The sequence below is a fragment of the Halobacillus ihumii genome (assembly GCF_902726645.1).
GTDB lineage: Bacteria > Bacillota > Bacilli > Bacillales > Halobacillaceae > Halobacillus_A > Halobacillus_A ihumii.
In genome coordinates this window covers 3,983,566-4,010,161 of the sequence record NZ_CACVAO010000001.1, presented here as the reverse complement: position 1 = coordinate 4,010,161, position 26,596 = coordinate 3,983,566, and the positions used below count along the sequence as shown (strand labels likewise).

22 protein-coding genes are annotated in these 26,596 nt (G+C 42.4%); all 22 read right to left on the bottom strand.

Annotation, left to right across the window (positions count from 1 at the left end):
• Positions 1 to 11: 11 nt before the first annotated feature.
• Positions 12 to 485, bottom strand: coding sequence for a ribosome maturation factor RimP (gene rimP / locus G6R08_RS20060; protein ID WP_163530627.1), 474 nt, complete (start codon positions 483 to 485; stop codon positions 12 to 14).
• 792 nt (positions 486 to 1,277) lie between these two features.
• Entirely contained in the window at positions 1,278 to 5,570 is a 4,293-nt protein-coding gene (locus tag G6R08_RS20055) for a PolC-type DNA polymerase III (RefSeq protein ID WP_163530625.1), read from the bottom strand.
• A 76-nt stretch (positions 5,571 to 5,646) separates the two neighbouring features.
• Positions 5,647 to 7,350: a proline--tRNA ligase gene (locus G6R08_RS20050; RefSeq protein ID WP_163530623.1), complete on the bottom strand. Its 1,704-nt coding sequence runs from the start codon at positions 7,348 to 7,350 to the stop codon at positions 5,647 to 5,649.
• An 84-nt stretch (positions 7,351 to 7,434) separates the two neighbouring features.
• Positions 7,435 to 8,691: an RIP metalloprotease RseP gene (rseP, locus tag G6R08_RS20045; protein ID WP_163530621.1), complete on the bottom strand. Its 1,257-nt coding sequence runs from the start codon at positions 8,689 to 8,691 to the stop codon at positions 7,435 to 7,437.
• Positions 8,692 to 8,732: 41 nt separating this feature from the next.
• A complete protein-coding gene (gene dxr, locus G6R08_RS20040; protein ID WP_163530619.1) occupies positions 8,733 to 9,878 on the bottom strand; it encodes a 1-deoxy-D-xylulose-5-phosphate reductoisomerase in 1,146 nt (381 codons plus the stop codon).
• A gap of 31 nt (positions 9,879 to 9,909) precedes the next feature.
• The gene (locus G6R08_RS20035; RefSeq protein ID WP_163530617.1) at positions 9,910 to 10,767 is read right to left on the bottom strand and encodes a phosphatidate cytidylyltransferase; all 858 of its coding nucleotides are present in this window, start codon (positions 10,765 to 10,767) and stop codon (positions 9,910 to 9,912) included.
• Positions 10,768 to 10,780: 13 nt separating this feature from the next.
• Positions 10,781 to 11,548, bottom strand: a complete 768-nt coding sequence (locus tag G6R08_RS20030) for an isoprenyl transferase (RefSeq protein ID WP_163530615.1) — start codon at positions 11,546 to 11,548, stop codon at positions 10,781 to 10,783.
• Positions 11,549 to 11,796: 248 nt separating this feature from the next.
• Positions 11,797 to 12,354, bottom strand: a complete 558-nt coding sequence (gene frr, locus G6R08_RS20025; protein ID WP_079529874.1) for a ribosome recycling factor — start codon at positions 12,352 to 12,354, stop codon at positions 11,797 to 11,799.
• 2 nt (positions 12,355 to 12,356) lie between these two features.
• A complete protein-coding gene (gene pyrH / locus G6R08_RS20020) occupies positions 12,357 to 13,079 on the bottom strand; it encodes a UMP kinase (RefSeq protein WP_079529873.1) in 723 nt (240 codons plus the stop codon).
• A gap of 112 nt (positions 13,080 to 13,191) precedes the next feature.
• Positions 13,192 to 14,076, bottom strand: a complete 885-nt coding sequence (gene tsf / locus G6R08_RS20015; protein ID WP_079529872.1) for a translation elongation factor Ts — start codon at positions 14,074 to 14,076, stop codon at positions 13,192 to 13,194.
• Positions 14,077 to 14,187: 111 nt separating this feature from the next.
• Positions 14,188 to 14,922, bottom strand: a complete 735-nt coding sequence (gene rpsB / locus G6R08_RS20010; RefSeq protein ID WP_163530613.1) for a 30S ribosomal protein S2 — start codon at positions 14,920 to 14,922, stop codon at positions 14,188 to 14,190.
• 159 nt (positions 14,923 to 15,081) lie between these two features.
• The gene (locus G6R08_RS20005) at positions 15,082 to 15,531 is read right to left on the bottom strand and encodes a DUF6115 domain-containing protein (protein WP_163530611.1); all 450 of its coding nucleotides are present in this window, start codon (positions 15,529 to 15,531) and stop codon (positions 15,082 to 15,084) included.
• Between the two features lie 312 nt (positions 15,532 to 15,843).
• Positions 15,844 to 16,617 carry a FliA/WhiG family RNA polymerase sigma factor gene (locus tag G6R08_RS20000; protein ID WP_163530609.1) on the bottom strand — a complete coding sequence of 258 codons (774 nt, stop codon included), beginning with the start codon at positions 16,615 to 16,617 and terminating at the stop codon, positions 15,844 to 15,846.
• Positions 16,618 to 16,669: 52 nt separating this feature from the next.
• Positions 16,670 to 17,167 (bottom strand): chemotaxis protein CheD, encoded by a 498-nt coding sequence (locus G6R08_RS19995; RefSeq protein ID WP_163530607.1) that lies wholly within the window; start codon positions 17,165 to 17,167, stop codon positions 16,670 to 16,672.
• Entirely contained in the window at positions 17,164 to 17,823 is a 660-nt protein-coding gene (locus G6R08_RS19990; RefSeq protein ID WP_240339784.1) for a chemotaxis protein CheC, read from the bottom strand. The genes G6R08_RS19995 and G6R08_RS19990 overlap by 4 nt, the downstream gene beginning before the upstream one ends.
• Positions 17,807 to 18,277, bottom strand: a complete 471-nt coding sequence (locus tag G6R08_RS19985; protein ID WP_240339783.1) for a chemotaxis protein CheW — start codon at positions 18,275 to 18,277, stop codon at positions 17,807 to 17,809. The genes G6R08_RS19990 and G6R08_RS19985 overlap by 17 nt, the downstream gene beginning before the upstream one ends.
• 16 nt (positions 18,278 to 18,293) lie before the next feature.
• Positions 18,294 to 20,333: a chemotaxis protein CheA gene (locus G6R08_RS19980; RefSeq protein WP_163530605.1), complete on the bottom strand. Its 2,040-nt coding sequence runs from the start codon at positions 20,331 to 20,333 to the stop codon at positions 18,294 to 18,296.
• Positions 20,299 to 21,390, bottom strand: coding sequence for a protein-glutamate methylesterase/protein-glutamine glutaminase (locus G6R08_RS19975; protein ID WP_163530603.1), 1,092 nt, complete (start codon positions 21,388 to 21,390; stop codon positions 20,299 to 20,301). Before G6R08_RS19975 ends, G6R08_RS19980 begins: the two co-directional genes overlap by 35 nt.
• Positions 21,391 to 21,465: 75 nt before the next feature.
• Complete coding sequence (locus G6R08_RS19970) at positions 21,466 to 22,326, bottom strand: MinD/ParA family protein (protein WP_163530601.1); 861 nt, start codon at positions 22,324 to 22,326, stop codon at positions 21,466 to 21,468.
• Positions 22,319 to 23,416 carry a flagellar biosynthesis GTPase FlhF gene (flhF, locus tag G6R08_RS19965; RefSeq protein ID WP_163530599.1) on the bottom strand — a complete coding sequence of 366 codons (1,098 nt, stop codon included), beginning with the start codon at positions 23,414 to 23,416 and terminating at the stop codon, positions 22,319 to 22,321. The genes G6R08_RS19970 and flhF overlap by 8 nt, the downstream gene beginning before the upstream one ends.
• A complete protein-coding gene (flhA, locus tag G6R08_RS19960; protein ID WP_163530597.1) occupies positions 23,413 to 25,446 on the bottom strand; it encodes a flagellar biosynthesis protein FlhA in 2,034 nt (677 codons plus the stop codon). Before flhA ends, flhF begins: the two co-directional genes overlap by 4 nt.
• A gap of 62 nt (positions 25,447 to 25,508) precedes the next feature.
• Entirely contained in the window at positions 25,509 to 26,594 is a 1,086-nt protein-coding gene (gene flhB, locus G6R08_RS19955) for a flagellar biosynthesis protein FlhB (RefSeq protein ID WP_163530596.1), read from the bottom strand.
• Positions 26,595 to 26,596: the final 2 nt, after the last annotated feature.

Sequence of the window (26,596 nt, the reverse complement as noted above, 5' to 3'; positions counted from 1 at the left end):
CTTTCTCCCCCTTAATTAAAAGTGACAGCCAAATTTGCTTTGGCAATTTTGTCAAAAGGTACCTCTAGTTGCTTTTTACGCGATTTAATACGTATTTCAATCGTTGCTATATCATCTTCAAATTGCACTAATTTACCTTCAAATTCTTTTTCATTCTCCAATGGTTCGTATAACTTCACATAAATATGTTTGCCTGTGTGTTTCATGAAATCTTCTTTTGTTTTCAGAGGCCGTTCTGCACCAGGAGAGGAAACCTCCAAAAAGTATGGCATGTCGATAGGATCAATTTCATCTAATTTTTCACTTAGCTTTTCAGATACTTGCCCGCATTCTTCAATATCTATACCTTCAGGTTTATCAAGAAAGACGCGCAGAAACCAATTCTTGCCTTCTTTCTTAAATTCGATATCTACAAGTTCAAGATTCATGTCCTTAGCAATGGGAATGACGAGTTCTTCAGCAATTTCGGTTACATTTTTACTCATGGAATCCCTCCTTTTACTCCTGTTTATTGACGATTTGGTGTAATTCTATACTTTTCATCTTCCTTATTATCGTTCGAAAGGAAACCGCTATGAATAAGTTCATAGCGGCTTTCTTGCACAATGATACGAGTCCTTCTAAGTAAAAGAGAGCCGTAAATATAAACGAAAGAGTGGGTTTCCCCACTCTTTCGCCCGACTCTATCGTTCTAATCACCATAAAAAATATACCATAGATACTACATTTATGCAAACAACGAAAGGCAAAAGCTCCCGGGTAGACACGAAACGCATAACCAAACCATGAAGTGGCGGATCTTTTGCCACGTAATGGGATGGCTTATGTTGGAAGTGTTTGCCCGTTGCAGCTAGACATCAACGAAAGGCGGAAGCTTCCGAGGATACACGAATTAAGGAAGTTCGACTAAGACCGGCACGTCCTGTACCAACACCGAACGCCCCCACATCGTGTAGTGATATTTCAACGTCGAACTAAGGCTAGGGTATAATTAAACTTCTTAAGCAACAAAACTTACGATGTGCTGTTTTAGCGGAGAAAATATACGGAGACTCCTGCGGGAGGAAAGGCCTAGGTGAGACCCCACAGTGCGCCAGCACGAGGAGACTCAACAGCCGCCCGCGGAAAGCGAAGTATATTTTCGTAGCGGGTTATATGCACCAACCATGGTTTCTGCTTAGTTCGAATTTCTATTTGATGAAACCCTTTTGTCCTAACCTAAAGAGCCAACGTCGAACTTCCCCACGTTGTGTGGGGCATAAGCTTCAATACTTGAGTTAAAAAAGCGAAAGTTGATTTTCTTCTGGCATGCCAGTTAAACAACCTTGCTGATCTAAATACTCAAGGACTGTTTTTGAAATACGACTGCGTTCACGTAAATCCTGCTTGGAGAGAAATTCCCCTTCCCCTCTCGCGTTTACAATATTAATCGCAGCATTTGTACCCAAACCATCCACAGCATTAAATGGCGGAATTAATTGGTTATCTTCAACCAAGAAATCCGTTGCATTTGATTCATACAAATCAACACTCTTAAAGCCATAGCCTCGTTCACACATTTCCAGCGCCAATTCGAGCACAGTCATTAAACTTTTCTCTTTAGGTGTTGCATCTAAACCTTTCGTTTGGATCTCTTCAATCCGTTTACGAATAGCATCAGATCCTTTAATCATCGTCTCCAGTTCAAAGTCACTTGCTCTAACGGTAAAGTACGCCGCATAAAAGTAAATAGGGTAATGGACTTTAAAATAAGCGATTCGAACGGCCATCAACACATAGGCTGCGGCGTGAGCTTTCGGGAACATGTACTTAATTTTTTTACAGGAATCAATATACCAATCAGGTACACCATGCTTTTTCATCTCTTCGATCCATTCATCCTGAAGACCTCGGCCTTTTCGCACAAATTCCATGATTTTAAAAGCGAGCGATGGTTCAAGTCCCTTGTGCATGAGATATACCATAATATCATCCCGGCAGCCAATTACTTCAGGCAGTGTACAAATCCCATCATTAATCAGCTGTTCAGCATTTCCAAGCCACACATCTGTACCATGCGAAAGGCCGGAAATAATGACGAGTTCGGCAAATGTCTTTGGTTTAGTGTCCTCAAGCATTTGTCTTACAAAACGTGTACCAAATTCTGGGACACCCAGCGTGCCTGTTTTACACATGATTTGCTCGGCCGTTACACCCAATGCCTCTGGACCACTGAAAATTTTCATCACTTCTGGATCGTCGACAGGAATTTCTTTCTGATCAATCCCGCTTAAATCCTGCAGCATCCGAATTACTGTCGGATCATCGTGTCCGAGAATATCAAGCTTGAGCAAATTATCGTGAATTGAATGGAAGTCAAAGTGCGTGGTCTTCCATTCCGATTTAGTATCATCGGCCGGAAATTGAATCGGTGAAAAATCAAAGATGTCCATATCATCCGGTACGACAATGATCCCCCCTGGGTGCTGGCCAGTTGTCCGTTTGACACCCGTACAACCTTGTACCAGTCTGTCGATTTCAGCATTTTTATACTGCAGCTGGTTATCGCCGGCATATCCTTTCACATACCCATAGGCCGTCTTCTCTGCAATCGTTCCAATGGTACCGGCACGATATACATTGTCTTCACCAAACAACACTTTTGTGTAGTTGTGGGCATGCGGCTGATACTCACCGGAAAAGTTCAAGTCAATATCTGGTACTTTATCTCCTTTAAAGCCTAAGAACGTTTCGAATGGAATATCCTGGCCATCTTTTTTATAAGCTGTCCCGCACTCAGGGCAGTCTTTTTCGGGAAGGTCAAAACCACTTCCGATCGAACCATCAGTAAAAAACTCATGATGACGGCAATTCGGACACACATAATGAGGCGGCAGCGGATTTACTTCAGAAATCTCCGTCATGGTGGCAACGAGCGAAGAACCGACAGATCCGCGTGACCCTACTAAATATCCATCCTCAAGTGACTTGGTCACCAGTTTTTGAGAGATTAGATAAATAACTGCGAATCCATTACCTATAATACTCTCAAGCTCTTTTTCTAATCTCTTTTCCACGAGCTCTGGTATAGAATCACCGTAAAGACTCCTGGCCTTGTTGTAGGACATTTCCCTGATTTCCTGATCAGCACCCTCAATGTTAGGGGTGTACAAATCCTCTTTAACAGGATTAATCACTTCAATACGCTCATTAATGGCATGTGTGTTGGCTACAACGACTTCTTCTGCTTTCTCCTTTCCTAAAAAGGAGAATTCTTCTATCATCTCATTCGTCGTTTTAAAGTGAACGTCAGGAAGTGTTTGACGATTAAGCGGATTTCCGCTTTGTGATGAAATGAGAATTTGCCGGTACATTTTATCATGGGGTTCTAGATAATGCGTGTTGCCTGTAGCTGCAACTGTCTTACCTAATCGTTCCCCCATTTGTACGATTTTTTTCAAAATATCATAGATTTGTGCTTCGTTCTGAACAAGATCCTTTTCGATCAAATGAGCATAATTTCCAGGTGGCTGGATTTCAAGAAAATCATAGAACTCTGCGACTTTCTCAGCTTCTTCCGCTGATTTCTGCATCATCGTCTCAAAGACTTCCCCTTTATCACAGCCAGACCCTATGAGCAGTCCTTCTCTTAGCTTGGAGAGACGGGATCTTGGCACACGCGGGACTCGATAAAAGTAATTTACATGAGCCTCTGAAACGAGACGATACATATTCTTTAATCCCGTGCTATTAACTGCGAGCAAAGTGACATGGGAAGGACGGGAGCGCTGATAGGCCTTTCCTTCCCCCATGTAGTCATTAAGATTGTTATGGTTTGTTATCTCACGTTCGATTGCCTTCTTGACAAGTTTCCATAGTAAATAACCTGTTGCTTCCGCATCATAAATCGCCCTATGGTGCTGGGTCAATTCAATATCGAAATGTTTACAAAGGGTATTTAATCTGTGATTCTTCAACTCTGGCACAAGAAATCTAGCAAGCTCGAGTGTGTCAATTACGGGATTTGACGATTTCGGGTAATCAATACGCTGGAATCCAGCATTAAGAAAGCCCATATCAAAGCTTGCGTTATGAGCAACTAAAATGTCGTCAGCCATCCATTGATGGAAATCTTTTAACACGTCACCGATTTCCGGAGCATCTTTTACCATATCATCCGTAATACCCGTGAGATCAATCGTTGTTTGGGAAAGAGGATGATGGGGGTTGGCAAACGATTCGAAGCGGTCAATAATTTCTCCACCTTTTACTTTCACAGCAGCGAGTTCAATAATTTTATCATAGACAGCAGACAATCCAGTTGTTTCTACGTCAAAAACAACATACGTATCTGTTTCAAGATCACGATCCTGTGGTTCATAAGCGATGGGCACCCCATCATCAACTAAATTAGCTTCCATGCCATAAATCACCTTTACACCATGCTTTTCTCCGGCAGCATGTGCTTCTGGATAAGCTTGAGCACCCGCATGGTCGGTGATGGCCATCGCTTCATGACCCCAATTCGCAGCCTGAGCAATCAGCCGGGCGGCAGACACAGGGGCATCCATTTGACTCATCGTAGTATGAGCATGCAATTCAATCCGCTTTGCTCCCTCAGCAGCTTCATCTTTGCGTAGTTTGGGAGCAATTTCATTAATATCATTGGCCATCATCGTTAATTCGTTTGTAAAATTGTCTGTTTGGATGCTTCCCCTTGCCTTAATCCAAACCCCTTTGTTCACTTGTTTAAACATTTCAGCGTGGTCATCCCCGCGTGAGAACATTTTAATCGAAAATGAATCAGTATAATCGGTAGCTTTAATCAGCAATAAATGGCGGCCGGACCGCAACTCTTTAATCTCTGCATCGAACACATATCCTTCGATGATCTTGCGACGCTCTTCCTCTTCAATACTCTCCATGGGCTCAGAATCTTCCTGAATTTTATAACCAATCTCAATGGGACCCTTAGGTTTGCTAACTTCTTTCTCTTTAGCACGCTCTTCTTGTTCTTTAACGGCCTTTTGAACAAGTTGTTTATCTTCTTTCTGACGTTCTTCCTGGAACTTCTTCAATTCCTCATGTTCTTCTTTTACACGTGTTGTCAACATAAGCGCCGGTAAGCCGGACTGCCCGCAGAAACTCTGCAGTGGTGTTTCTAATTTTTTTTTCACGGCATGACTTTCCGCCAGGTTTCTACAAGTTAACGTAATCTTGTTCCCGTTAATTTCAGGGTGCTGTTCCATTAACAGATCTTTATACCCTGGTGACAAATTGGTCATAGATTGGATAAACCCCTGCCAATATTCACCCATCGTTTCAGGCGGAAGAGATGGATCCGACGTATTAATCGTCCAATCGATGGCAGCAATCGACCGGAACGCTGCCTGCAGCTTACTTGTAAAAAGCTGATACACAGAAGGCGGCAATACACGGGGAAGCGAAAAATAAAAATGCCATTTCTTCTCTGCTTTATATACAATCAGTTTTTCAAGTGAACTGTCTGTAAAGTGAGGCTGTATCAGATCTTGAGGAAACTGAATTTGCTCCAATAAATAATGCATTTTCTCCTGGTTGGTTACACCCAATGTGATTCCTCCCTATAGGCGGGTATTCATGGATACGATCTCGGTTGCATAAGCATGTATGAAAGAGGATCAAATCTTACTGTTTAAACCACTCATTTACAGTAGAAAGCACGTCGGATTGATCAACTTCGGACTGTTCTCCGGTTGTACGCTCTTTCATTTCAATAATGCCTTCTCCCGCCCGTTTTCCTACAGTTAATCGCAGCGGAATGCCAAACAAATCACTATCAGCAAACTTTACGCCGGCTCTTTCTTTGCGATCATCATAAAGTACTTCAATTCCCTCTGTCTTAAGCTGATCATATAATTGGTCTGCCAGCTGTTTCTGTTCCTCTTTTTTAGGATTTAAAGAAAGCAGGTGAACCTGGAAGGGCGCAATATGAGCCGGCCATGTAATGCCGCGCTCATCGTTGTACTGTTCAACAATGGCCGCTACTGTCCTTGAGACCCCAATTCCGTATGATCCCATAATCATTGTCTGAGCCTTGCCCTGGTCGTCTAAATAACTCGCATTCAGGTTCTCAGCATAAAACGTGCCCAGCTTAAATACATGTCCCACTTCAATTCCACGAGCAAATTGAATATGACCCTGTCCATCTGGGGAAGGATCTCCTTCTTTTATAAAACGCAGGTCAGCATACTGGCTTACTTTAAAATCCTGTTCAGGAGTAACATTGACAAAATGATACCCCGCTTCATTTGCACCACAAGAGACATTTGCCAGAACTTCTACTGCATAATCAGCTACGACTTCAACCTCTTCAGAGACGCCAACAGGTCCTAGTGACCCAAACCCTGTTCCGAGCAATTCTTTTGTCTTTTCTTCACTGGCAAGTTCCACGATATCTGCATCGTAAAGGTTCTTTAATTTAATATCGTTCACTTCATGGTCTCCGCGTGTTACCACCATGACATAACGGTCATCTACTTTAAACATAATGGACTTTAAGCCTGCTTCTAATCCATGCCCTAGATAATCTGCAACATCCTGCATCGTTTTCTGGTCGGGGGTAGAGACCTTTTCCATCTTCTTAGAAGTTTCTGTGGACTTTTCATAAGTCATGATTACCGGAGCCATTTCAATATTGGCGGCATAGTCTGATGTGTCTGAATAAGCAATCACATCTTCACCCACATCTGAAAGTACCATAAATTCGTGGGTATCCTTTCCACCCATCTGGCCTGAATCTGCAATAACTGCGCGAAAGTTTAGCCCAAGGCGTTTGAAAATATTTGAATAGGCTTGAAACATTTGGTTGTAGCTCTCATCCAGACTCTCGAAAGATTCATTAAACGAATAAGCATCTTTCATTAAGAATTCACGTCCGCGCAACAGTCCAAAGCGGGGACGCTTTTCATCGCGGAATTTATTCTGAATTTGAAAAACCGTTAACGGCAAGCGCTTATAACTTTTTATTTCATCGCGTACGATACTTGTGATGACTTCTTCATGGGTAGCTCCTAAAGCAAAATCTCGTTCATGACGATCATGAAGTCGCATGAGCTCCGAACCATAGGTGAACCAGCGTCCGCTTTCCTTCCACAACTCGGCAGGCTGAAGGGCTGCCATCATCATTTCATGAGCACCGATCTTCTCCATTTCCTCACGAACGATATCCTCTACTTTTCGTAAGACGCGGCGACCGATGGGCAGAAAACTATAAATACCTGATGCTATCTGACGTATGTAACCGGCACGTACGAGAAGCTGATGACTTTTAATTTCCGCATCTGCTGGAACTTCTTTTAATGTTGGGATTAACATTTGACTTTGTTTCATACATTCCACCTCTTCTTTTTCATTTAAAAATAGAAGCTGGAAGCGAAAGAGAGACCTGTACCCTCTCTGCTTCCAGCTGGCCATTTACAAGAATAAACGTTGGATATCATTCCATGTAACTACTAACATCAATAACATTAACAAGGCAAAACCAATAAAGTGAACAATGCCTTCTTTTTGCGGGTCAATTGGTTTGCCCCGCACGCCTTCCAGCCCTACAAACAGTAATCGTCCGCCGTCTAGTGCAGGAAGCGGGAGAAGGTTTACAATCCCAAGGTTTACACTAAGGATCGCCGTCCACATAAGGAAATTCATAAAGCCCGTTTGCACGACACGGTCTGTAGCATCATAGATGCCAACGGGGCCTGACAACATATCCAGTGAGAACTGACCGGTTACAAGCTTCCCGAGGTTCGTTAAAATTAACGTCCCCCATTCATAAGTCTGTGTAAACCCGTAGGTCAGTTTTTTAGCAAAGGAATCCTCGAAAGCTCTGGCCACACCTACTTGACCAATCGTTAACTCTCCTTGCTGGATTTGTGCTGGAGTTACATCGATTTTTACAGTTTGTCCATCGCGTTCTACAGTTAACGTGACTTGCTCTTCCGGGTGCTCCCTAACTATTTGAGTGAATTCATCCCAAGTATCGAGAGGTTCACCGTCTATGCCCACGACTTCATCACCTGCCTGCAGGCCAGCTTCTTCAGCTGGCGAATCAGGCTGAATCCCGCCAATCAATGCATTGTTTGCGGGTACTCCCTGTATAAATCCTAGAATCATAAATAAAATGATGGCAAGGACAAAGTTCATCATCGGCCCGGCAAAAAGCTGCATCGCACGCTTAGGGACTGATTTTGAAGCAAATTGACGGTCATAAGGGGCAATTTGCGTTTCTTTTTCATCCATCACAAACATTGCTTTTGGATCAACTTCAAAGGATAGTTTCTCATCTTCGTCGATTTCGTAACCCTCAATGATGAGACGATGGTCGAGATCAGCTCGCTCTACCTCGATTACTCGTGCATGGGGATGTTTGGACTTATTGTTAACAATAATCCGGCTTACTTTACCTTGCTGGTTGAACTCAAGTCCGATATGATGGCCCGCTTTAAGTTCAACAATTTCGGGGTCCTCACCTGCTACCCTTACGTATCCGCCGATAGGCAGCAAACGAATGGTATACAACGTTTCGTTTTTCGTGAATGCAAATATTTTCGGGCCGAATCCGATAGCGAATTCACGAGCTAACATTCCAGCTCGCTTTGCAAAAATGAGATGCCCCCACTCATGTACAAACACTAGCAGGCCAAACATGAGTATAAACGCAATTACTGTTGTCAAATGAAGCACCTTCCTTTTAGAGGTTGTTCAATCGCGTACGGTTATTTTAATTGAAGACGGACTCTTTTTCTCGTTTCCTCATCGATAGATAATATGGTAGACAAGTCTGGCTTATGAATCGTTTTATGCTGGGTCAGTTCTTGTTGAATCAATTGCTCGATATCAAGGAAGGAAATTTGTCCTTCTAGAAATAACTGAACAGCTTCTTCATTGGCAGCATTTAATACTGTTGTCATTGAGCCGCCTTCACGACCGGCTTCAAAGGCCATTCTTAAACAAGGAAAACGTTCCTGGTCCATTTTTTCAAAATGAAGTGTAGCGATTTCTTCAAGGTCCAGTCGTTTCGTATTTTCTAACGGGTAACGCTGCGGATAGGTTAAGGCATATTGAATCGGTACTTTCATATCCGGTGTGCCTAACTGTGCCATAACACTCCTATCTACAAACTCAACCATTGAGTGAATGACACTTTCTCTATGAAGAATAACATGAATTTGCTCATAAGGCACATCAAAAAGCCAATGAGCCTCGATTACTTCTAATCCTTTATTCATCATAGAAGCCGAATCAATCGTGATTTTCGCCCCCATACTCCAGTTTGGATGATTAAGGGCATCTTCAACCGTCACACCGACAAGTTCTTCTCTTTTTTTGTCGCGAAAACTTCCGCCAGAAGCTGTGATCATAAGTTTATGGATATCTTTCTGCCGCTCCCCATTTAAGGATTGGTAGATGGCTGAGTGTTCACTATCTACTGGTAAGAGAGGCACATTATTTTTTCGTGAGGCTTCCATAACTAAATGCCCGGCAGTCACCAGTGTTTCTTTGTTGGCAATCGCAATCGTTTTCTTAGCTTCAATAGCTTGAAGTGTAGCTTGCAGACCGATGCTGCCCATGACGGCATTCACAACTACATCTACCGCATCCGCAACACTTGCTTCCACCAGTCCATCATTGCCAACTAAAACCGGACCGCCTTGCCATTGCTTTTCCAGTTCCTGCTTCGTTCTTTCATCCTGAACCACAACTAAAGAAGGTTGAAACTCTTGAATGAGCGGCATCGCCTTATCTATATTTTTACCAAATGCCATAGCATATAAAGAAAACTCTTCTTTATGCAGCCGCAGCACTTCTAATGTTTGAATTCCGATGGAACCTGTCGCCCCAAGTAATGCAATTTGTTTCACCAGGGAATTCCCCTTTCACTACTAAAATTATTCAGCCAATGCAACTTACTATAGACAGTACCCATTCCATCGTTTGCAGGTTAACAAGCGCCGACTCATCTTCTGGAATAAATCCAATGAGATGGAGAATAGGAAGCATGAAGATAAGACTGTCAAAGCGATCCAATACACCGCCGTGCCCTGGAAGGATCTTTCCAGAATCCTTTACGGCATAATGCCTTTTTAAAGCAGATTCCACTAAATCACCAATTTGACCAGCGATAGAGATCAGAATGGTCACGAGCAGCACAGTAAACAGTGAATGGGTGAATGGCTCGATCATATGAAAAATATAGGCCACAATACAAGCAAGGACAACCCCGCCAACTGAGCCTTCAATTGTCTTCTTTGGGCTGATTTGCGGCCACAACTTGTGTTTGCCGAATAACCGCCCAAAGATGTAAGCACCGGTATCTGTAGCCCAAACCACAAACAAAGCATAAAAAATAAATTGCAGACCTTCTTCTCTCGTTACGATCAAATAATAGAAACCCATGCCGATATATATAGCTGACAGCAGCAGGAACCCAACATCGTCAAATGTGAACCGATTTTTGACAAGAACAGTATAACTCAGCAGAATAAGGACTGCTAACAAGGTCAACTCAGACTTTGTTACTGGTAAATCATAGTCCCAAAACATTCCCTGACTATACATCAGCGTCCACATCAGCAACAAGGTAATAACGGAAGCAACCGAATACCTGGCTATTTTTTTCATTCGCATAAGCTCATATATGGCTATGCTTGCAATAAGATAAACGAAGGCTTGAAATATAACATCGCCAAGCATAACGATAGGTAGAAAGATTAATGCAGCAACTACCGCTGTAATTGTTCGTTGTTTCATAGTACGTCACACCTTATATTCCGCCATAACGACGTTTGCGATTTTGATAGTCGTGTAGGGCTTCTTCAAATAATTGTTCATCAAAGTCCGGCCATAATACTTCTGTAAACCAGAACTCTGCATAAGCGAGCTGCCATAACAGAAAGTTGCTCAAACGCTGCTCTCCACTCGTGCGAATGAGCAAGTCGGGTTCAAATAGATCTGCTGTATATAAATGAGAAGAGAACAATTGTTCATTTATGTCCGAAGCGGAGAGCTCTCCACTTTCTACTCGTGCTGTAATTTGCTTGACAGCCTGGACCATTTCAAAACGACTTCCATAATTAAGAGCAAAATTTAAGATAAGTCCATTGTTGTTTGAAGTTCGTTCAATAGCTTCTTCGACAGCTTTTCGAGTATGCTCCGGGAGAAATTCTGTGTCCCCAATGGTTTGTACTTGCACGTTTCTTTCAATAAGTTCGGGCAAATATGTATTTAAAAAATCAATGGGTAATTTCATTAGGAAATCCACTTCACTTTTTGGCCGTTTCCAATTTTCTGTTGAAAACGCATAGAGAGTGAGTACACTGACGCCTACATCAGATGCATAACGTACAATTTTCTTGACTACACTCATTCCTTCTTTGTGGCCTGCTACCCTTGGCAAGCCTCGCTTCTTAGCCCAACGACCATTTCCATCCATAATAATTGCTACATGTTTTGGAATATGATCAGCATCAAGACTTTGAGATTGCTGGGTATTTTTTTTCTTATTTTTAGTAAATGGAATCTTGATTGGCATGCCATCATCCCCCAGTCCGTTGGTTCCACTCTTTCTATTATATACTATTATCCTACATCATGCCGCCCTTCACATAAAGAGCCCCTGGAAATTTAAATCATAACTAGTGTACAGCAATTGTAGTTAAGTTTCATTATATGACATGATTTTCTACAGTGTTTGACAGGCAACAAGCCTACTAATGCAAAATAAAAACCGCACTGCCAAACAGCGACAGTGCGGTTTTATACACCTATTGGCTTAATAGATCAAACTTCCATAATTTCGTCTTCTTTAGACTTAGCTAGTTTATCAATGGAGGCAATATTTTCGTCGGTTACTTTCTGTACATCATCCTGGTATTCACGAAGATCATCTTCAGTCAGTTCACCGTCTTTTTCCATTTTCTTCAAACGATCATTGGAGTCACGACGAATATTACGTACTTGAACTTTAGCTTCTTCTGAGTACTTACCGACCACTTTTGCTAAGTCCTTACGGCGTTCTTCTGTAAGTGCCGGAATATTAATACGGACTACATTACCGTCACTGGAAGGTGATAAACCAAGATCAGCTTTCTGAATCGCTTTTTCGATTTCTGAGATGGCAGATTTATCATAAGGTGTGATGACAAGTAAACGCGGTTCAGGCGCACCTACCTGGGCCAACTGGTTCAACGGAGTAGCAGCACCATAATAATCTACATAAACACTATCCAATATAGAAGGGTTCGCTCTTCCTGCTCTGACGGTAGCCAATTGACGAGAATAGGCCTGTACCGCTTGTTCCATTTGTTGTTTTGTTTCTTTAATCACGGCATCTGACATGATTATTTCCCCCTTACAATCGTTCCAATATTTTCACCCATTACGGCTTTCTTAATATTACCCTCTTCTGTAATAGAGAATACCAGTAAATCGATATCGTTGTCCATACATAAAGAAGAAGCCGTAGAATCCATTACACCTAAACCTTCATTCAAAACGTCCAAATAGGATATTTTATCATATTTCTTCGCTTCAACGTTTACTTTAGGGTCATCAGAATACACGCCATCCACATTATTCTTAGCCATTAAGATCACGTCAGCCTCAATCTCCGCTGCACGTAATGCTGCAGTAGTATCTGTGGAAAAGTAAGGATTACCAGTCCCGGCAGCAAAAATAACAACTCGCTTTTTCTCCAGATGACGGATTGCTTTTCTACGTATATAAGGTTCAGCTACCTGTCTCATTTCAATTGAGGTTTGCACACGAGTCTGAATCCCTATATTTTCCAAACTGTCCTGCAAGGCGAGAGAGTTCATAACTGTCGCAAGCATTCCCATGTAATCGGCATTTGCACGGTCCATGCCCATCTCACTTCCGACCTTGCCTCGCCAAATGTTTCCTCCGCCAACAACAACAGCAACTTCCACACCTAATTCAGCAACCTCTTTAACTTGTTGGGAGATAGATTGTATAATAGTTGGTTCAAGACCGAAACCTTCTTTACCGCTTAGAGCTTCCCCACTTAGTTTTAATACGATACGTCGATAGCGAGCTGTAGTCATAGCAACCTCCATTTATTCCTGATCTTTTCCTGTTGATCATGTTGTATCTATTCCTATGTAACGTGTTTTAAAATAGGGAACACAATGTGTCCCCTATTTTTAAAAGTCTGACTTATTTTTTAACTTGACTCATAACTTCATCAGCGAAGTTTTCTTCACGTTTTTCCATGCCTTCGCCAACCTCGAAACGAGTAAAGCCTTTAATTTCACCGCCGGAGGAAGCTACATATTTCTTCACTTTCTGATCTGGATCTTTAACGAAGCTCTGCTCAAGCAGGCAAATCTCTTCAAAGAATTTATTCAGACGGCCTTCCACCATTTTCTCTACGATCTTCTCAGGCTTACCTTCGTTTAAAGCCTGTGTTTTCAACACTTCGCGCTCACTGTTCACTTCTTCTTCAGAGATCTCATCACGAGAAACGTAACGAGGGTTAACTGCTGCAACGTGCATCGCTACATCTTTTGCTACAGCCTCATCAGTTGAACCTTCAAGAACAGTCAGTACACCGATGTTTCCTCCCATGTGCATATAAGCACCAAAAGCATCGTTGTCTGTCTTTTCTTTGATTACAAAGCGACGAAGAGAGATCTTCTCGCCGATTTTAGCTACCATATCTGTGATATAGTCATTGATTTTATCGCCGTCACCATGAAGTTTTTGCTCAAGTGCTTCTTCTACTGTTTCTGGCTTCTGGCTGACAAGATGCTTGCCAAGCTCTTGTAAAAGTGTTTTGAATTGATCATTTTTTGTAACGAAGTCAGTTTCACAGTTCACTTCGAAAAGCGCTGCTGTATTGCCTTCTACTACTACGTGAGCAGCACCTTCTGCAGCAATGCGGTCCGCTTTCTTTTGGGCTTTAGAAATCCCTTTTTCACGAAGCCATTCCATTGCTTTATTCATGTCACCATCATTTTCAGTCAGGGCCTTTTTACAATCCATCATTCCAGCACCTGTTTTTTCACGAAGTTCTTTTACCATCTTAGCATTAACCGCCATGAGTTAGCCTCCTTTGTAATCTGGACCTTACTACTATTGAAAGTTTTTATTATTTTACTCTTAAAAAAGGTGATAAAAGGTCTGCCCCCTTATCACCTATTGAACCGTAACCTACTCTTGTACAGCTTCCGCTTCTTCAGCTTCTTCTGGTACTTCAGTTTCTTCGCCTTGCTTGGCTTCAAGAACAGCATCTGCCATTTTTGAAGTTAGCAATTTAACGGCACGGATTGCGTCATCGTTCGCTGGGATGACATAATCAATTTCATCCGGGTCACAGTTTGTATCTACAATACCGATTACCGGGATATTTAATTTATGAGCTTCCGCGATAGCAATGCGCTCTTTACGAGGATCAATAACAAACATTGCATCTGGAATTGAAGTCATTTCTTTAATTCCGCCTAAGAACTTAACAAGGCGATCTTTTTCTTTAAGCATATCAACGACTTCTTTCTTTGGAAGTACGTCAAATGTGCCATCTTCTTCCATGCGCTCGATATCAATCAGACGATTAATACGCTTACGAATGGTTTGGAAGTTTGTTAGTGTACCACCTAACCAGCGTTGGTTGATGTAGTACATTCCACAGCGTGTCGCTTCATCGCGTACTGTGTCTTGTGCTTGTTTTTTCGTACCTACGAAAAGGACGTTGCCTCCGTCTTCTGCAACTTGTCTTACGTAGTTAAATGCTTCATCTACCTTCTTAACCGTTTTTTGCAGGTCGATGATGTAAATTCCGTTACGCTCTGTGAAGATGTATTTCTTCATCTTCGGATTCCAGCGACGGGTTTGGTGTCCAAAATGAACACCAGCTTCTAGCAGCTGTTTCATTGAAATAACAGACATGTTTATTCCTCCTGTTTGGTTTTTTAGTATCCTCCGCCTTCATCATCTTTCATCACTAACTCTTCCTAGAAGAGCAACCAGTCATAAAATTAAAAGACGTGTGTATTGACACCGACAGTAAATATACCATAACGACATGATTCATTCAAGTATATTTCATTATTTTGTATGTTGAAACTTAACGAGCAATTCAGCTTCTGTTTTTCCGATATTCAATTCGCGGGCGATCTCTTCAATGTTCACACCATTGTTGTACATCGTCATCACCTGGGATTGAAGGGATGGTACATACTCATCTTCATACTGCACAAGTAAAGGCGGGCTGTAGACTTCGTTGGTTCGCTCCCCCGCCGCCTCTGTTTGAACAGGCTCCTGCGGCTGGTGATCTGCCTTGCTTGTAGAAGTGTGATTCAGCCACTTATCCATTTTTTTGTTCTCTTCTTTTATGTCCAAAAGGTACTGATTAAATACTTCCTCAATTTCGTTTGCAACTTGTTTCTGACGCAATTCTAATTCTTCTGCATGCTTTACTTTCTTAAACAATGCCATAATGATGAGAATTAAGACGCCATGTAGAATAAAACTGATTGTTAGTAAAAAATAAATCATTATGCTTCACTCACCTGCTCAGAAGCTATCATCTTACGAGGCTGGGACAAAAGTGCTTTTATCAAATAAAATCTGAACTATTTAAAAATTATAATTGGTGCATTTAATCCGCTACGAAAATATACTTCACTTTCCGCGGGCGGCTGTTGAGCCTCCTTGTGCTGACGCACTGCGGGGTCTCACCTAGGCCTTTCCTCCCGCAGGAGTCTCCGTATATTTTCTTCGCTAAAACAAAATTTCGTTCGTCTTTTCACTCAAGAAATTTACTTATGTTCCAGCCTCATGGACGACAACTTTCATATTGAAGAATGCTTAGCCAACAACCTCCATTAATGACTGGCGTAATTTAAAAATAGCCTTGGCATGAATTTGCGAGATTCTAGAGGTGGTCAGTTCCATAATTTCTCCTATTTCTGTTAACGTTAACTCTTCTGTATAGAATAAACTGACGACTAATTGTTCCTTTTCATTTAACCGTTTAATTTGATCCGCCAACTCTTTATAGTCCTCTTCCTTGATAAGAGATTCCGTCGGCGAAAGTGTTTCCTTATCAGGTATGGAGTAGCCGATACCCTCTTTATGCTCGTCCTGACCGTCATTCGTTTTTTCTTCCATTGACAGAACATGAGCAAACAGTGAATCCTTCATAATTTCCTCGACATCACTTTTTGAAAGATTAAGTTCGTCAGCAATTTCAGAAGATGTCGCAATACGTTGATACTTCTGTTCGATACGCTCAGCTGCTTGTTCTATCTTTTTTACTTTGTCACGAACAGACCGGGGCAGCCAATCTTCTTTACGGAGCCCATCCATAATCGTACCCCGAATGCGAAAGGAAGCATATGTATCAAATTTCAAGTCGCGTGTCGTGTCAAATTTTTTCAAAGCGTCATACAACCCTAGCAGTCCCAGGCTGTGCACATCATCTTTACTAACACTTTTCGGTAAATGTGCTGAAATTCGCTGCACATGGAAATTGACTAAGTATGAATAGTGCTGCACCAATTGATTGGCTGCTTCCATGTCTTGTTCATTTATCCAAAGACCCCATAGCTCTTGTTCTTGAGGAGATATAGAGCTGGTCATGATCATCCCTCCTCAGTTTTGGTCAAAAATAATTATCCATTGAGTCATGTAGTTAAATCACCGATTCTCCCTTGTTCACCGTGCGTATATGTAACTGGCCGGTATCTGGGTGAAATTCGATCGTGCGACCGTTTGTTCCACCTACATCTTCTGAGTAAATCGGAATATTATGCTGACGCAATTTCTTCTTCACTGCTTTTACGTTTCTTGGACCTATTCTCATCATATCATTGGCTCTTGAAAACTGAAACATCTGTGCGCCTCCAGCAATCTTGGCTCGTAAATGTGATTTTCTCACCCCATATTGAACCAATAGATTCACTAATTCATCGACAGCTGTGTCTGCATACTTCCTCGGGTTGACAACACCTTGTTTACCAAGCGAAGAGTCAGGCAGCATAATATGAACCATTCCTGCAAATTTACTAACTGGCTCATATAGGACGACACCGACACAAGAACCTAATCCCGAGGTACGTAATACGCCTTCCCTTTTGATGATATTCAAATCTGCGATCCCGACTTTTACAACCTCTGCTATCCTATTCATCTCGAACCTAATACCCCCAGAGACTTCAGTAATACAGCCAAGGATTCAGGATCGGGCAGAAAGAAAAAGCACCCATCAATTGAAGAGTTTGCAGGGCCTGTTTCTGCTAATGACGTTTCGATGACAAGTGCTCGATCACTATCGCAGGCGAGCTCAACCAGGGCTGAACTTAAGATCGCCCCTGCCATATCAATCGTAAGAAACGGAACAGACAGCTGAACCTCTACATGAGTAAGGTCTGACATGGCAGATAAATAGGAGCCGACTACGATATTCCCTAGCTCCTTCAATGCTGAATCACCGATCTCATCGTGATCGTTATGATCCTGTCTCAAGCTCTTCCGTCCCGTCATTCGAGCAACAAATTGATCTGCTTGCTGCGGGGACAGGATAAAGAACATCGATCCTGGTGCATCTCCTTCAAGGCGAAACATCACACTAACCACCTCTGTCTCCGCTCCTCCAGCAAGTTCCATGACCTCATTAAATCCTACTAATTTAACGGAAGGAACACACATATCGAATTTATTATCGAGAAGCTTCGATAGTGATGTAGCCGCATGCCCCGCTCCGATATTGGCAATTTCCTTCAGCACATCCAAATGTACTGGGGAGAATTCATCGTTAAAATCCACCTGATTACCGCTCAACTTCATGCAATACTTTCACTTCATCTTGAGATAACACATTCTCTAAGTTAAGGAGGATAAGCAACCGTTGATTACTATTGATTACTCCGCGAATATATTCCTCTTTCACCATACCCACCACTTCCGGCGGAGGCTGAATGTCTTCTTCTGCTATATCAAGTACATCATTGGCTCCATCAACGATCAGCCCGACATCCATTCCCTCCATGGATACAATAATGATTCTAGTCGTATCATCGAGTTTAGTGCCTTCTAAGCCAAAGCGTTTTCGCAAATCGATGATGGGAGTCACCACACCTCTTAAATTGATGACCCCTTCTACAAATGAGGCTGTTTTAGGTACACGAGTAATAGGCATGACACGTTCGATTGAACCCACCTGCTGTACAGGCACCGCATATTCCTCGTCTTTAATTTGAAATACGATAAGCTTGATAGTTTTCATAGATTCTTCTGACATGATCTTTCCCTCCCCTTTACTTGATTAATGAGTTTGCGTCCACAATTAAGGCGACTTGACCGTCACCTAAGATCGTAGCACCTGAAATCGCAAAGACATCCGATAAATAATCACCTAGTGACTTTAGGACTACTTCCTGCTGGCCAATAAAGGAGTCTACCACAAATCCAGCCATCTTTTCTCCCTTACGCGCGATCACAACTGAATAATATGCCTGCTCTTCTAATGTTTGCGGTGTTTCAAACACTTCTTTTAAGAACACCAGCGGGACTACCATCCCTCTAAAGTCGATGACCTTCTTATTATGGGCATGCATGATATCTTCTTTTTTCACAATAGCTGTCTCAATAATTGAAGAAAGCGGAATGGCATATTTTTCATCCTGGACTTCAACTAACATGACAGAAATAATCGACAGAGTGAGCGGGAGCTGAATTGAGAACACACTGCCTCGATTCAGTTCAGAATCAATTCCGATCCTTCCTCCCAATGATTCAATCGTGTTTTTAACTACATCGAGCCCTACACCGCGCCCTGACACATCTGAAATCGTTTCAGCTGTTGAAAACCCGCTTTCCATGATTAACTCATAAACTTGTTTGTCTGATAAATTTGCAGCCTGTTCCTCGGAGATCACATGATTTGATATAGCCTTTTGAATGACCCGTTCCCGGTGAATACCAGCTCCATCATCTGAAATCTCGATAAATACTGAATTTCCACTATGATAGGCCTTTAATTGCAGCGTCCCCTGAGCAGGCTTACCCTGCTCTACACGTTTTTCGGGACTTTCGATTCCATGGTCCAATGCGTTACGAATAAGGTGCACAAGTGGATCTCCAATTTCATCGATTACGGTGCGATCAAGCTCGGTCTCCGCCCCGACGATCTGCAGGTCGATCTCTTTATGAAGATCACGAGAAAGCTGTCTAACCATCCTCGGAAACCGGTTGAATACCTGCTCAATTGGAACCATCCGCATCGTTAGAATAATAGATTGCAAATCTCCTGAAACCCGAGCCATTCTTTCTACCGTGTCTTTTAAATCATTATGGTTCAACTCGTTTGAGATTTGCTCTAACCTTCCTCGATCAATCACAAGTTCTTCAAACAGATTCATGAGTACATCAAGGCGGTCAATGTTGACGCGAATAGTCTTGTTGGAAACTTGCTTGCCTTTTTTATCAAGATTTTCCGCGGGAAGCTGTGACTCGCTATTGTCCTTTGGCAACGACGCTGGTGTATCTTCACGTTCTAACGTTGAAGCTGATTCATTAGCAGATTGAGCCAGTATGTAGTCTTGAATATTAAATAAGGCTATGCTGACATCGTCAATTTCCGAAATGTTCAGGATTTTACTTTTTAAATCGTCCGACTCTGCACTTGTAACGAATAACACTTGAAAGGTGGTATCAAATTGTTCGTTTTCAAGTTCTTCTACAGATGGGGAGGATTGTACAATTTCTCCAGCTGCCTCGAACACTTCAAATACCATGAACACACGTGCCGCCTTCAATAAACAGTCTTCTCTAATGGACACGCTTACGATATAATTATTTAGTCCTTGTTCACGAGACTGTTCCAGAACGGTTGCGGCGAATTCATCAATATCAAGCTCGCAGGCAGGATTTGATGGCTGAGTTGCAGAGTTTTCTTCGTCCTGCCCCTCTCCATCTTTCTGATTTTCGATCGCGTGTAACAGCGTAACAACTCTGTCTACATCCCGCTCGCCTGTACCACCATCAGCAATATCCATCACCATGGCTTCTAAATCATCGACGGAGTCGAAGACAACGTCGATGATGGAAGAATCAACCTGTATGTGCTGATTGCGGACTCCATCCAGCACATTTTCCATTTTGTGTGTTAAATTTGCCAGATCTTGATACCCCATTGTAGCAGCCATGCCTTTTAGGGTATGAGCTGACCGAAAAACTTCCCCGACGATAGCAAGATCCTGAGGATTATTCTCCAAATCTAATAATCGATCATTAATTGACTGTAAGTGTTCTTTGCTTTCATCAATAAATAGTTCTAAATATTGGTTTGTATCCAATTCTATTCCCCCTGCCTAAAATGACCTGTCCTATCCTGTGATTAATATCGTCAAGTGAAGCAATTTCATTAGCTAACTTGGCTAGAATAACCGCTTTTGGCATGCCGTATACAATACAAGTGTCCGCTGACTCTGCAATGCAGTACGTTTGTGGACACTGCTTTTTTAACTCTAGTAGTCCTTCCATTCCGTCCGTGCCCATTCCTGTCATCACAACAGCAATCGTCGTATAATCGTCCAAATGAGCTAGTGATTGGTAAAGATAGTTGACAGCTGGTCGATGGCCCAGGATAGGGTCATGTTGATTAAGTTTAATCACAGGATCACGATTGTTCACCACTACACCCATATGAAAATCACCAGGAGCAATGTATGCTACACCATTATTCAGCTTTTCACCCTCTTCCGCTTCTTTTACACGAATGGCAGCCAGCTGGTCCAATCGATTGGCTAAAGACTTTGTAAATCCTTTAGGCATATGCTGTACGATCAAAATCGGGGCAGGAAAATCAGCTGGCAAGTGCGTGACTACTTCCTGTAGAGCCCTCGGTCCTCCCGTAGACGTTCCGATGGCAACGATCGAAGACCGATTGATTCGTCCCTTCCACGGTATTTGAGGGGAGAAAGGTTTCTTTGTTGGAAGAAGATGAGGCAAGCTCGCTTTACTTGCGGTGATCACTTTACTTACTAACTCATGCTCTACTTTTTCTAAGTCTAAAGAAATCGATCCTGATGGTTTTAGCACAAAATCTACCGCACCGAGACTGATAGCTTTTAGTGTGCTGTCAGCCCCTTGATTTGTTAAGCTGGAGAGCATTACGACAGGTCTCGGGTTCTCTTTCATGTGATGCTCTAAAGCAGTCAAGCCGTCCATTTCAGGCATCTCTATATCCATCGTAATCACGTCAGGCAGAAGGTCCCTCGCTTTTATCAAACTATCCTTGCCGTTTCGTGCAGTTCCTACCACCCTTATACGCTTGTCTTTTTCTAATAGCTCAGTAATCATTTTTCGCATAAAGGCTGAATCATCAACCACTAACACTTTAATAAGTTTCATCACAATCTACCTTTCTGCTTCACGAGAGCTAAGCCTGGCTGATTATTATCAGGATTTTTGCATTTACATGGAAGCCTATTTCACAACGAGACGCTTAAGTTTAGAAAGGAAGGATTCTGTCTTCCTCTCGTGTTGGTAACCTTTAGCTGTCAAATATTGTTCAGTGATCTTTCCTACAGCCTTACTAGCCTTACTCCTTGGTTCATCAAGAACAAAAGGAAGTTGATTAATGACAGCTCTTATTACAGAACGATCGTCAGGAATTGCTCCTAAGTGTATCAATTCCTTACCGATAAATTTCTTAACCGTTGATTCAAGTCTTATAAATGTCTCCAGGCCTGACTGTTCACTTAAGGTTCGATTAATCAGCACGTGAATAGGTAAAGCATCGTTTCGTTTGGTCAGATGTTTGATCATTGCATACCCATCTGTAATCGAGGTTGGTTCGGGTGTGGTGACAATCACTGCCTCATCAGCTGAACTAATAAATTTCAAACTATCTTCTGTAGCTCCAGCCCCCATATCAAACAAAATAAGGTCATACTCACAAGCAAGATGTTCGAATGTTTGCTGAAAATAATGAAAACCACTTTCATTCATTTGAAAAAGGGTTGATAGCCCTGAGCCCCCAGCAATATAAGCAAGATTATTCGGGCCGAACTCGATAATTTTCTCCAAGGAGACCTCTCGCTGAAGCAAATCTACAACCGAGTACCTTGGTGTCACGCCAAGTAAAATGTCTACATTTCCCATGCCGATATCCAGATCAAAAATTAATACTTTTTTTCCTTCTTCTATTAGTTTTAAAGCGAAATTCACCGTGAAATTAGTTTTTCCTACTCCGCCCTTTCCACTAGCGATGGCAATAGTACAAGCACTGGATGGTTTCATTTTATGAAGAAGACGTGCACGAAGCTGCTCCGCTTGATCAGCCATTGATGCTGCCCTCCATGACTGAATGAATAAGAGCTTCGCTGCTCGCCGGCTTAATATCATCGGGCACGTTTTGACCGTGAGTAACATAAGCAATGCCAATATCATGATTCACAGCCATACTGACGGCACCACCTACACGTTCAGCTTCGTCCTCCTTCGTAAAAATAAGCTTCTCAATCGGAATCCCGGTAAACTGGTCATAAATGGCTGTCATATCTCGATATTTTGCCGTAAGAGATAAAACTAAATAGGTTTCGGTATCTTCAGAGAAGTGAATCAACTGCTTCAGTTCCCTCACATATTGTTCATCGCGAAAATTGCGTCCAGCGGTATCGATAAAAACTAAATCATAGTCTGATAACTTTTCTCTCGCCTTCCTATAGTCATCCAAACTATAAGCTACCTCGAACGGAACATCTAAAATCTTCGCATATGTCTTCAACTGATCTATTGCTGCAATCCTGTATGTATCAGTTGTGATGAAAGCAACGTTAAGTTTCCGGTTTAACACGGCATCGGCAGCCATCTTAGCTACGGTCGTCGTCTTGCCTACCCCTGTAGGTCCAACCAGATGAATAAATTTCTTCTTAAACGACGGTTCGCCAAATGAAAGATGCGATAATTTCGCCTGCAGAACCCTCTTTGTCAGGACGTCCCATTGCTCATCGAGTTGTGCTTCATCACCTGATAGATCAAGAAGCTGGTCTGTAATTTTCCTGGCGAGCTCTGGTTCAACTTCCTGATTAATCAGAAGCTGATTGACTTTTTCAATGGTTTCTGAGGAAGCAGACTGTTGCATTTGCCTGTGAAGCATCATCTTTAATGACTGCAATTCTTTCAGCACCTCAACATTAGATTCCGCTTTTAAGGAAGAGGCTGTCGCTTCATCATTTGATATCTTCTTCGCAATTGATCTTGGAGCAGGTTCAATTGCGGCGATCACTTCAACTTCAGTTTTTTTAAAGAACCCGAGAATACCACCTACTTGGATGGGCTTGGAATTTAAAATCACGGCGTCTGTCCCTAATTCTTGCTTTACCTTCTTCATCACTTCCGGCATCGTTCCAGCCTGAAATTTCTTTACCTTCATGCGACATTCACCACTCCCACACTTTGGACTTCCACATTGGGATCGAGTTCGTTATAAGACAGAACAACAACTTGCGGCAGAAACCGATCGAGCAGTTGTTTCATATACATTCTGACAGCCGGTGAGCAAAGTAAAATAGCTGTTTCTTCTTGAAGCGAAACTTGTTCGACCTGTGCACCTACGGACTGCACGATCGTGGACTGCGATTCAGGATCTAACGATAAAAAGCTGCCGTGTTCTGTTTGCTGGATATGATCTGCAATTAGCTTCTCAACGGTTCCCGACACTGTTATCACACGAATAGTGTTATCTCCTTTACGGTACTGGGTTGTAATTTGCGCTGCTAAAGCTTGCCTCGCGTATTCGGCGAGCAATTCACTATCATTTGTCATTTTTCCAAAATCAGCAAGCGTTTCAAAAATGACTGGCAAATTTTTAACGGAGACATTTTCTCGTAAAAGCTTAGCCAATACTTTTTGCACATCACCGATTGATAATGGATCTGGCGTCACTTCCTCCACCAGAATCGGATACGACTCTTTCAAATGGGTAATGAGCTGTTGAGTCTCCTGGCGTCCAAGTAATGCATGGGCATTTTGCTTAATCACTTCTGTAATATGTGTAGACACAACCGAAGGCGGATCTACTACTGTATAGCCAGACAACTCAGCTTCATCCTTAAGTTCTTCTGTAATCCATTTTGCCGGTAAGCCAAAAGCAGGTTCCAGTGTGTCAATGCCTTCAATCGATTCATCGTCACCGCCAGGACTCATTGCTAAAAAGTGATCGAGCAGCAATTCTCCTTGAGCGACTTGGTTTCCTTTTACCTTTAAGCGGTATTCGTTGGGGCCGAGCTGTATATTATCACGAATTCTAACGACAGGAATGACAATACCCAGTTCAATGGCAAGCTGTCTGCGAATCATGACAATTCGATCAAGCAAGTCCCCGCCTTGATTGGTATCGGCAATGGGGATCAGAGCATACCCAAACTCAAATTCAATTGGATCCATACTAATCAAACTCACGACATTCTCAGGTGATTTCATTTGATCACTTTCTGCTTCATCGAGCTGTTCATCTTCCACAAATTCAGGCTCCTGACTCACACGAGACAGCCAATAGCCACCGAAAATTAAAATCGATCCGATCAATGCCGTTAAAAAGAAGGGAATTGGGGTTAACCCAAGAAGTAAAATCGTTGCACCGGCAATATAAAGTAATTTTGGATAGCGTAACAATTGGTTGGTCACATCTGTTCCCAGATTGCCTTCAGAGGCGACACGTGTCACTACAATCCCTGTTGCAGTCGAGATCAGCAAGGCAGGAATTTGACTCACAAGGCCATCCCCTACCGTTAAACGCATGTAAACATCAATCGCTTCTCCAAATGGCATTCCCATCTGTACCATTCCGATAATAAGTCCGAAAACAATATTAATCAGCACAATGATAATACCAGCGATGGCATCCCCTTTTACGAATTTACTAGCTCCATCCATGGCTCCGTAAAAATCTGATTCATTTTCAATCGTTTCTCTTCGCTCTTTCGCCTGCTGTTCATTAATCAACCCTGCATTCAAGTCGGCATCAATACTCATCTGCTTCCCAGGCATTGCATCTAAAGTAAAACGAGCGGCTACTTCTGAGACACGTTCCGCCCCTTTTGTAATGACTAGAAATTGAATAATGACTAGAATTATGAAAACAACGAAACCTACCAACGGGTTACCACCGATTACGAAAGTTCCGAACGTAGCGACCACTGCACCGGCATCCGCCTCAGACAGTATGGATCGCGTTGTCGACACATTCAACGCCAGCCGGAAAAGAGTTAACAATAAAAGCAACGTTGGAAAAACAGCAAACTTCAACGCTTGATCCATATTCATGGAAACGAGGATCACGATTAGAGCCAGCGCAATATTAATTAAGATTAAAAAACTTAGAAGCCACCCAGGCAACGGTATAACGAGCATTATGATAATTAAGATAACGCCTAATAAGACGGATAGATCCTTTGCTGACATCGGGGTCACTCCTTAGCTTAGTACATGTTGAAAATTTCACGGAGGGTGGCAGATTCACCGCCTTACACTTTTTTCTCTAATCGATATACATAGGCGAGAACTTCTGCTACCGCTTTATAAAACTGTTCATCAATCGGCTGATCGATTTCAGATTGCTGATACAATGCTCTTGCTAACGGTCGATTTTCTACCATGACAATGTCATTGGCCTTAGCCACTTCTTTAATTTTCTGAGCAATGAAATCGACACCCTTAGCAACAACAATGGGAGCATCTGATTTATCCTCATCGTACTTGATAGCAATTGCATAGTGGGTCGGATTGGTAATGACTACATCTGCAGCCGGTACTTCACTCATCATTCGGGAAGCTGACATCTGTCTTTGTTTTTCTTTAATTTTTGACTTAATTAAAGGGTCCCCTTCCATATTTTTATGCTCATCCTTCACATCCTTTTTCGACATGCGAATATTTTTCTCATGGTCATAGCGCTGATAGATGTAATCGAGGACGGACAAACAAAGAAGGGCTAGCCCTGAAGCAAGTCCCATCAGGATCGTGATTCTCCCGAAAAAGGCAAGAGCAGCCTCCACAGACTTCTGCGATGCCATCATTAACGGCCCTTTATTGATCCAGATGATGGCGAACGTGATGACACTAATCATCGTTATTTTCAGCAAGGATTTTACTAACTCTACGAGGGCTCTCGCTGAAAAAATTTTCTTAGCTCCCTGAATAGGATCCAGTTTCTTTAAGTCGAACTTCAATGGTTCTCCTGTAAACATGACCCCTACCTGGATGAGATTTGAGACAATTCCTGCAACCATGGCGATTCCCATAATCGGTGCCAATATTTTCGTTATTTCGATTGTCACCTCAAGAAACATTGTAAAAACCTGGTCCTCTGAGACTGTCCAATGAATATATTCATTGAATGATTTGCGAAGCATGGTCGTCATAGCTTCTTTCATTTGTCCACCGAACAAATAGAGACCTCCGAATACCAGAATTAACAGAAACCCTGTGTTCACATCCTGACTCTTCGGTACTTGCCCCTTCTTCCGCGTATCTTCCCGCTTCTTCGGTGTGGCTTCTTCCGTTTTTTCATCAGCAGCAAAGTATTGCAAGTCAAGTTTAAGCCAGCTCACCG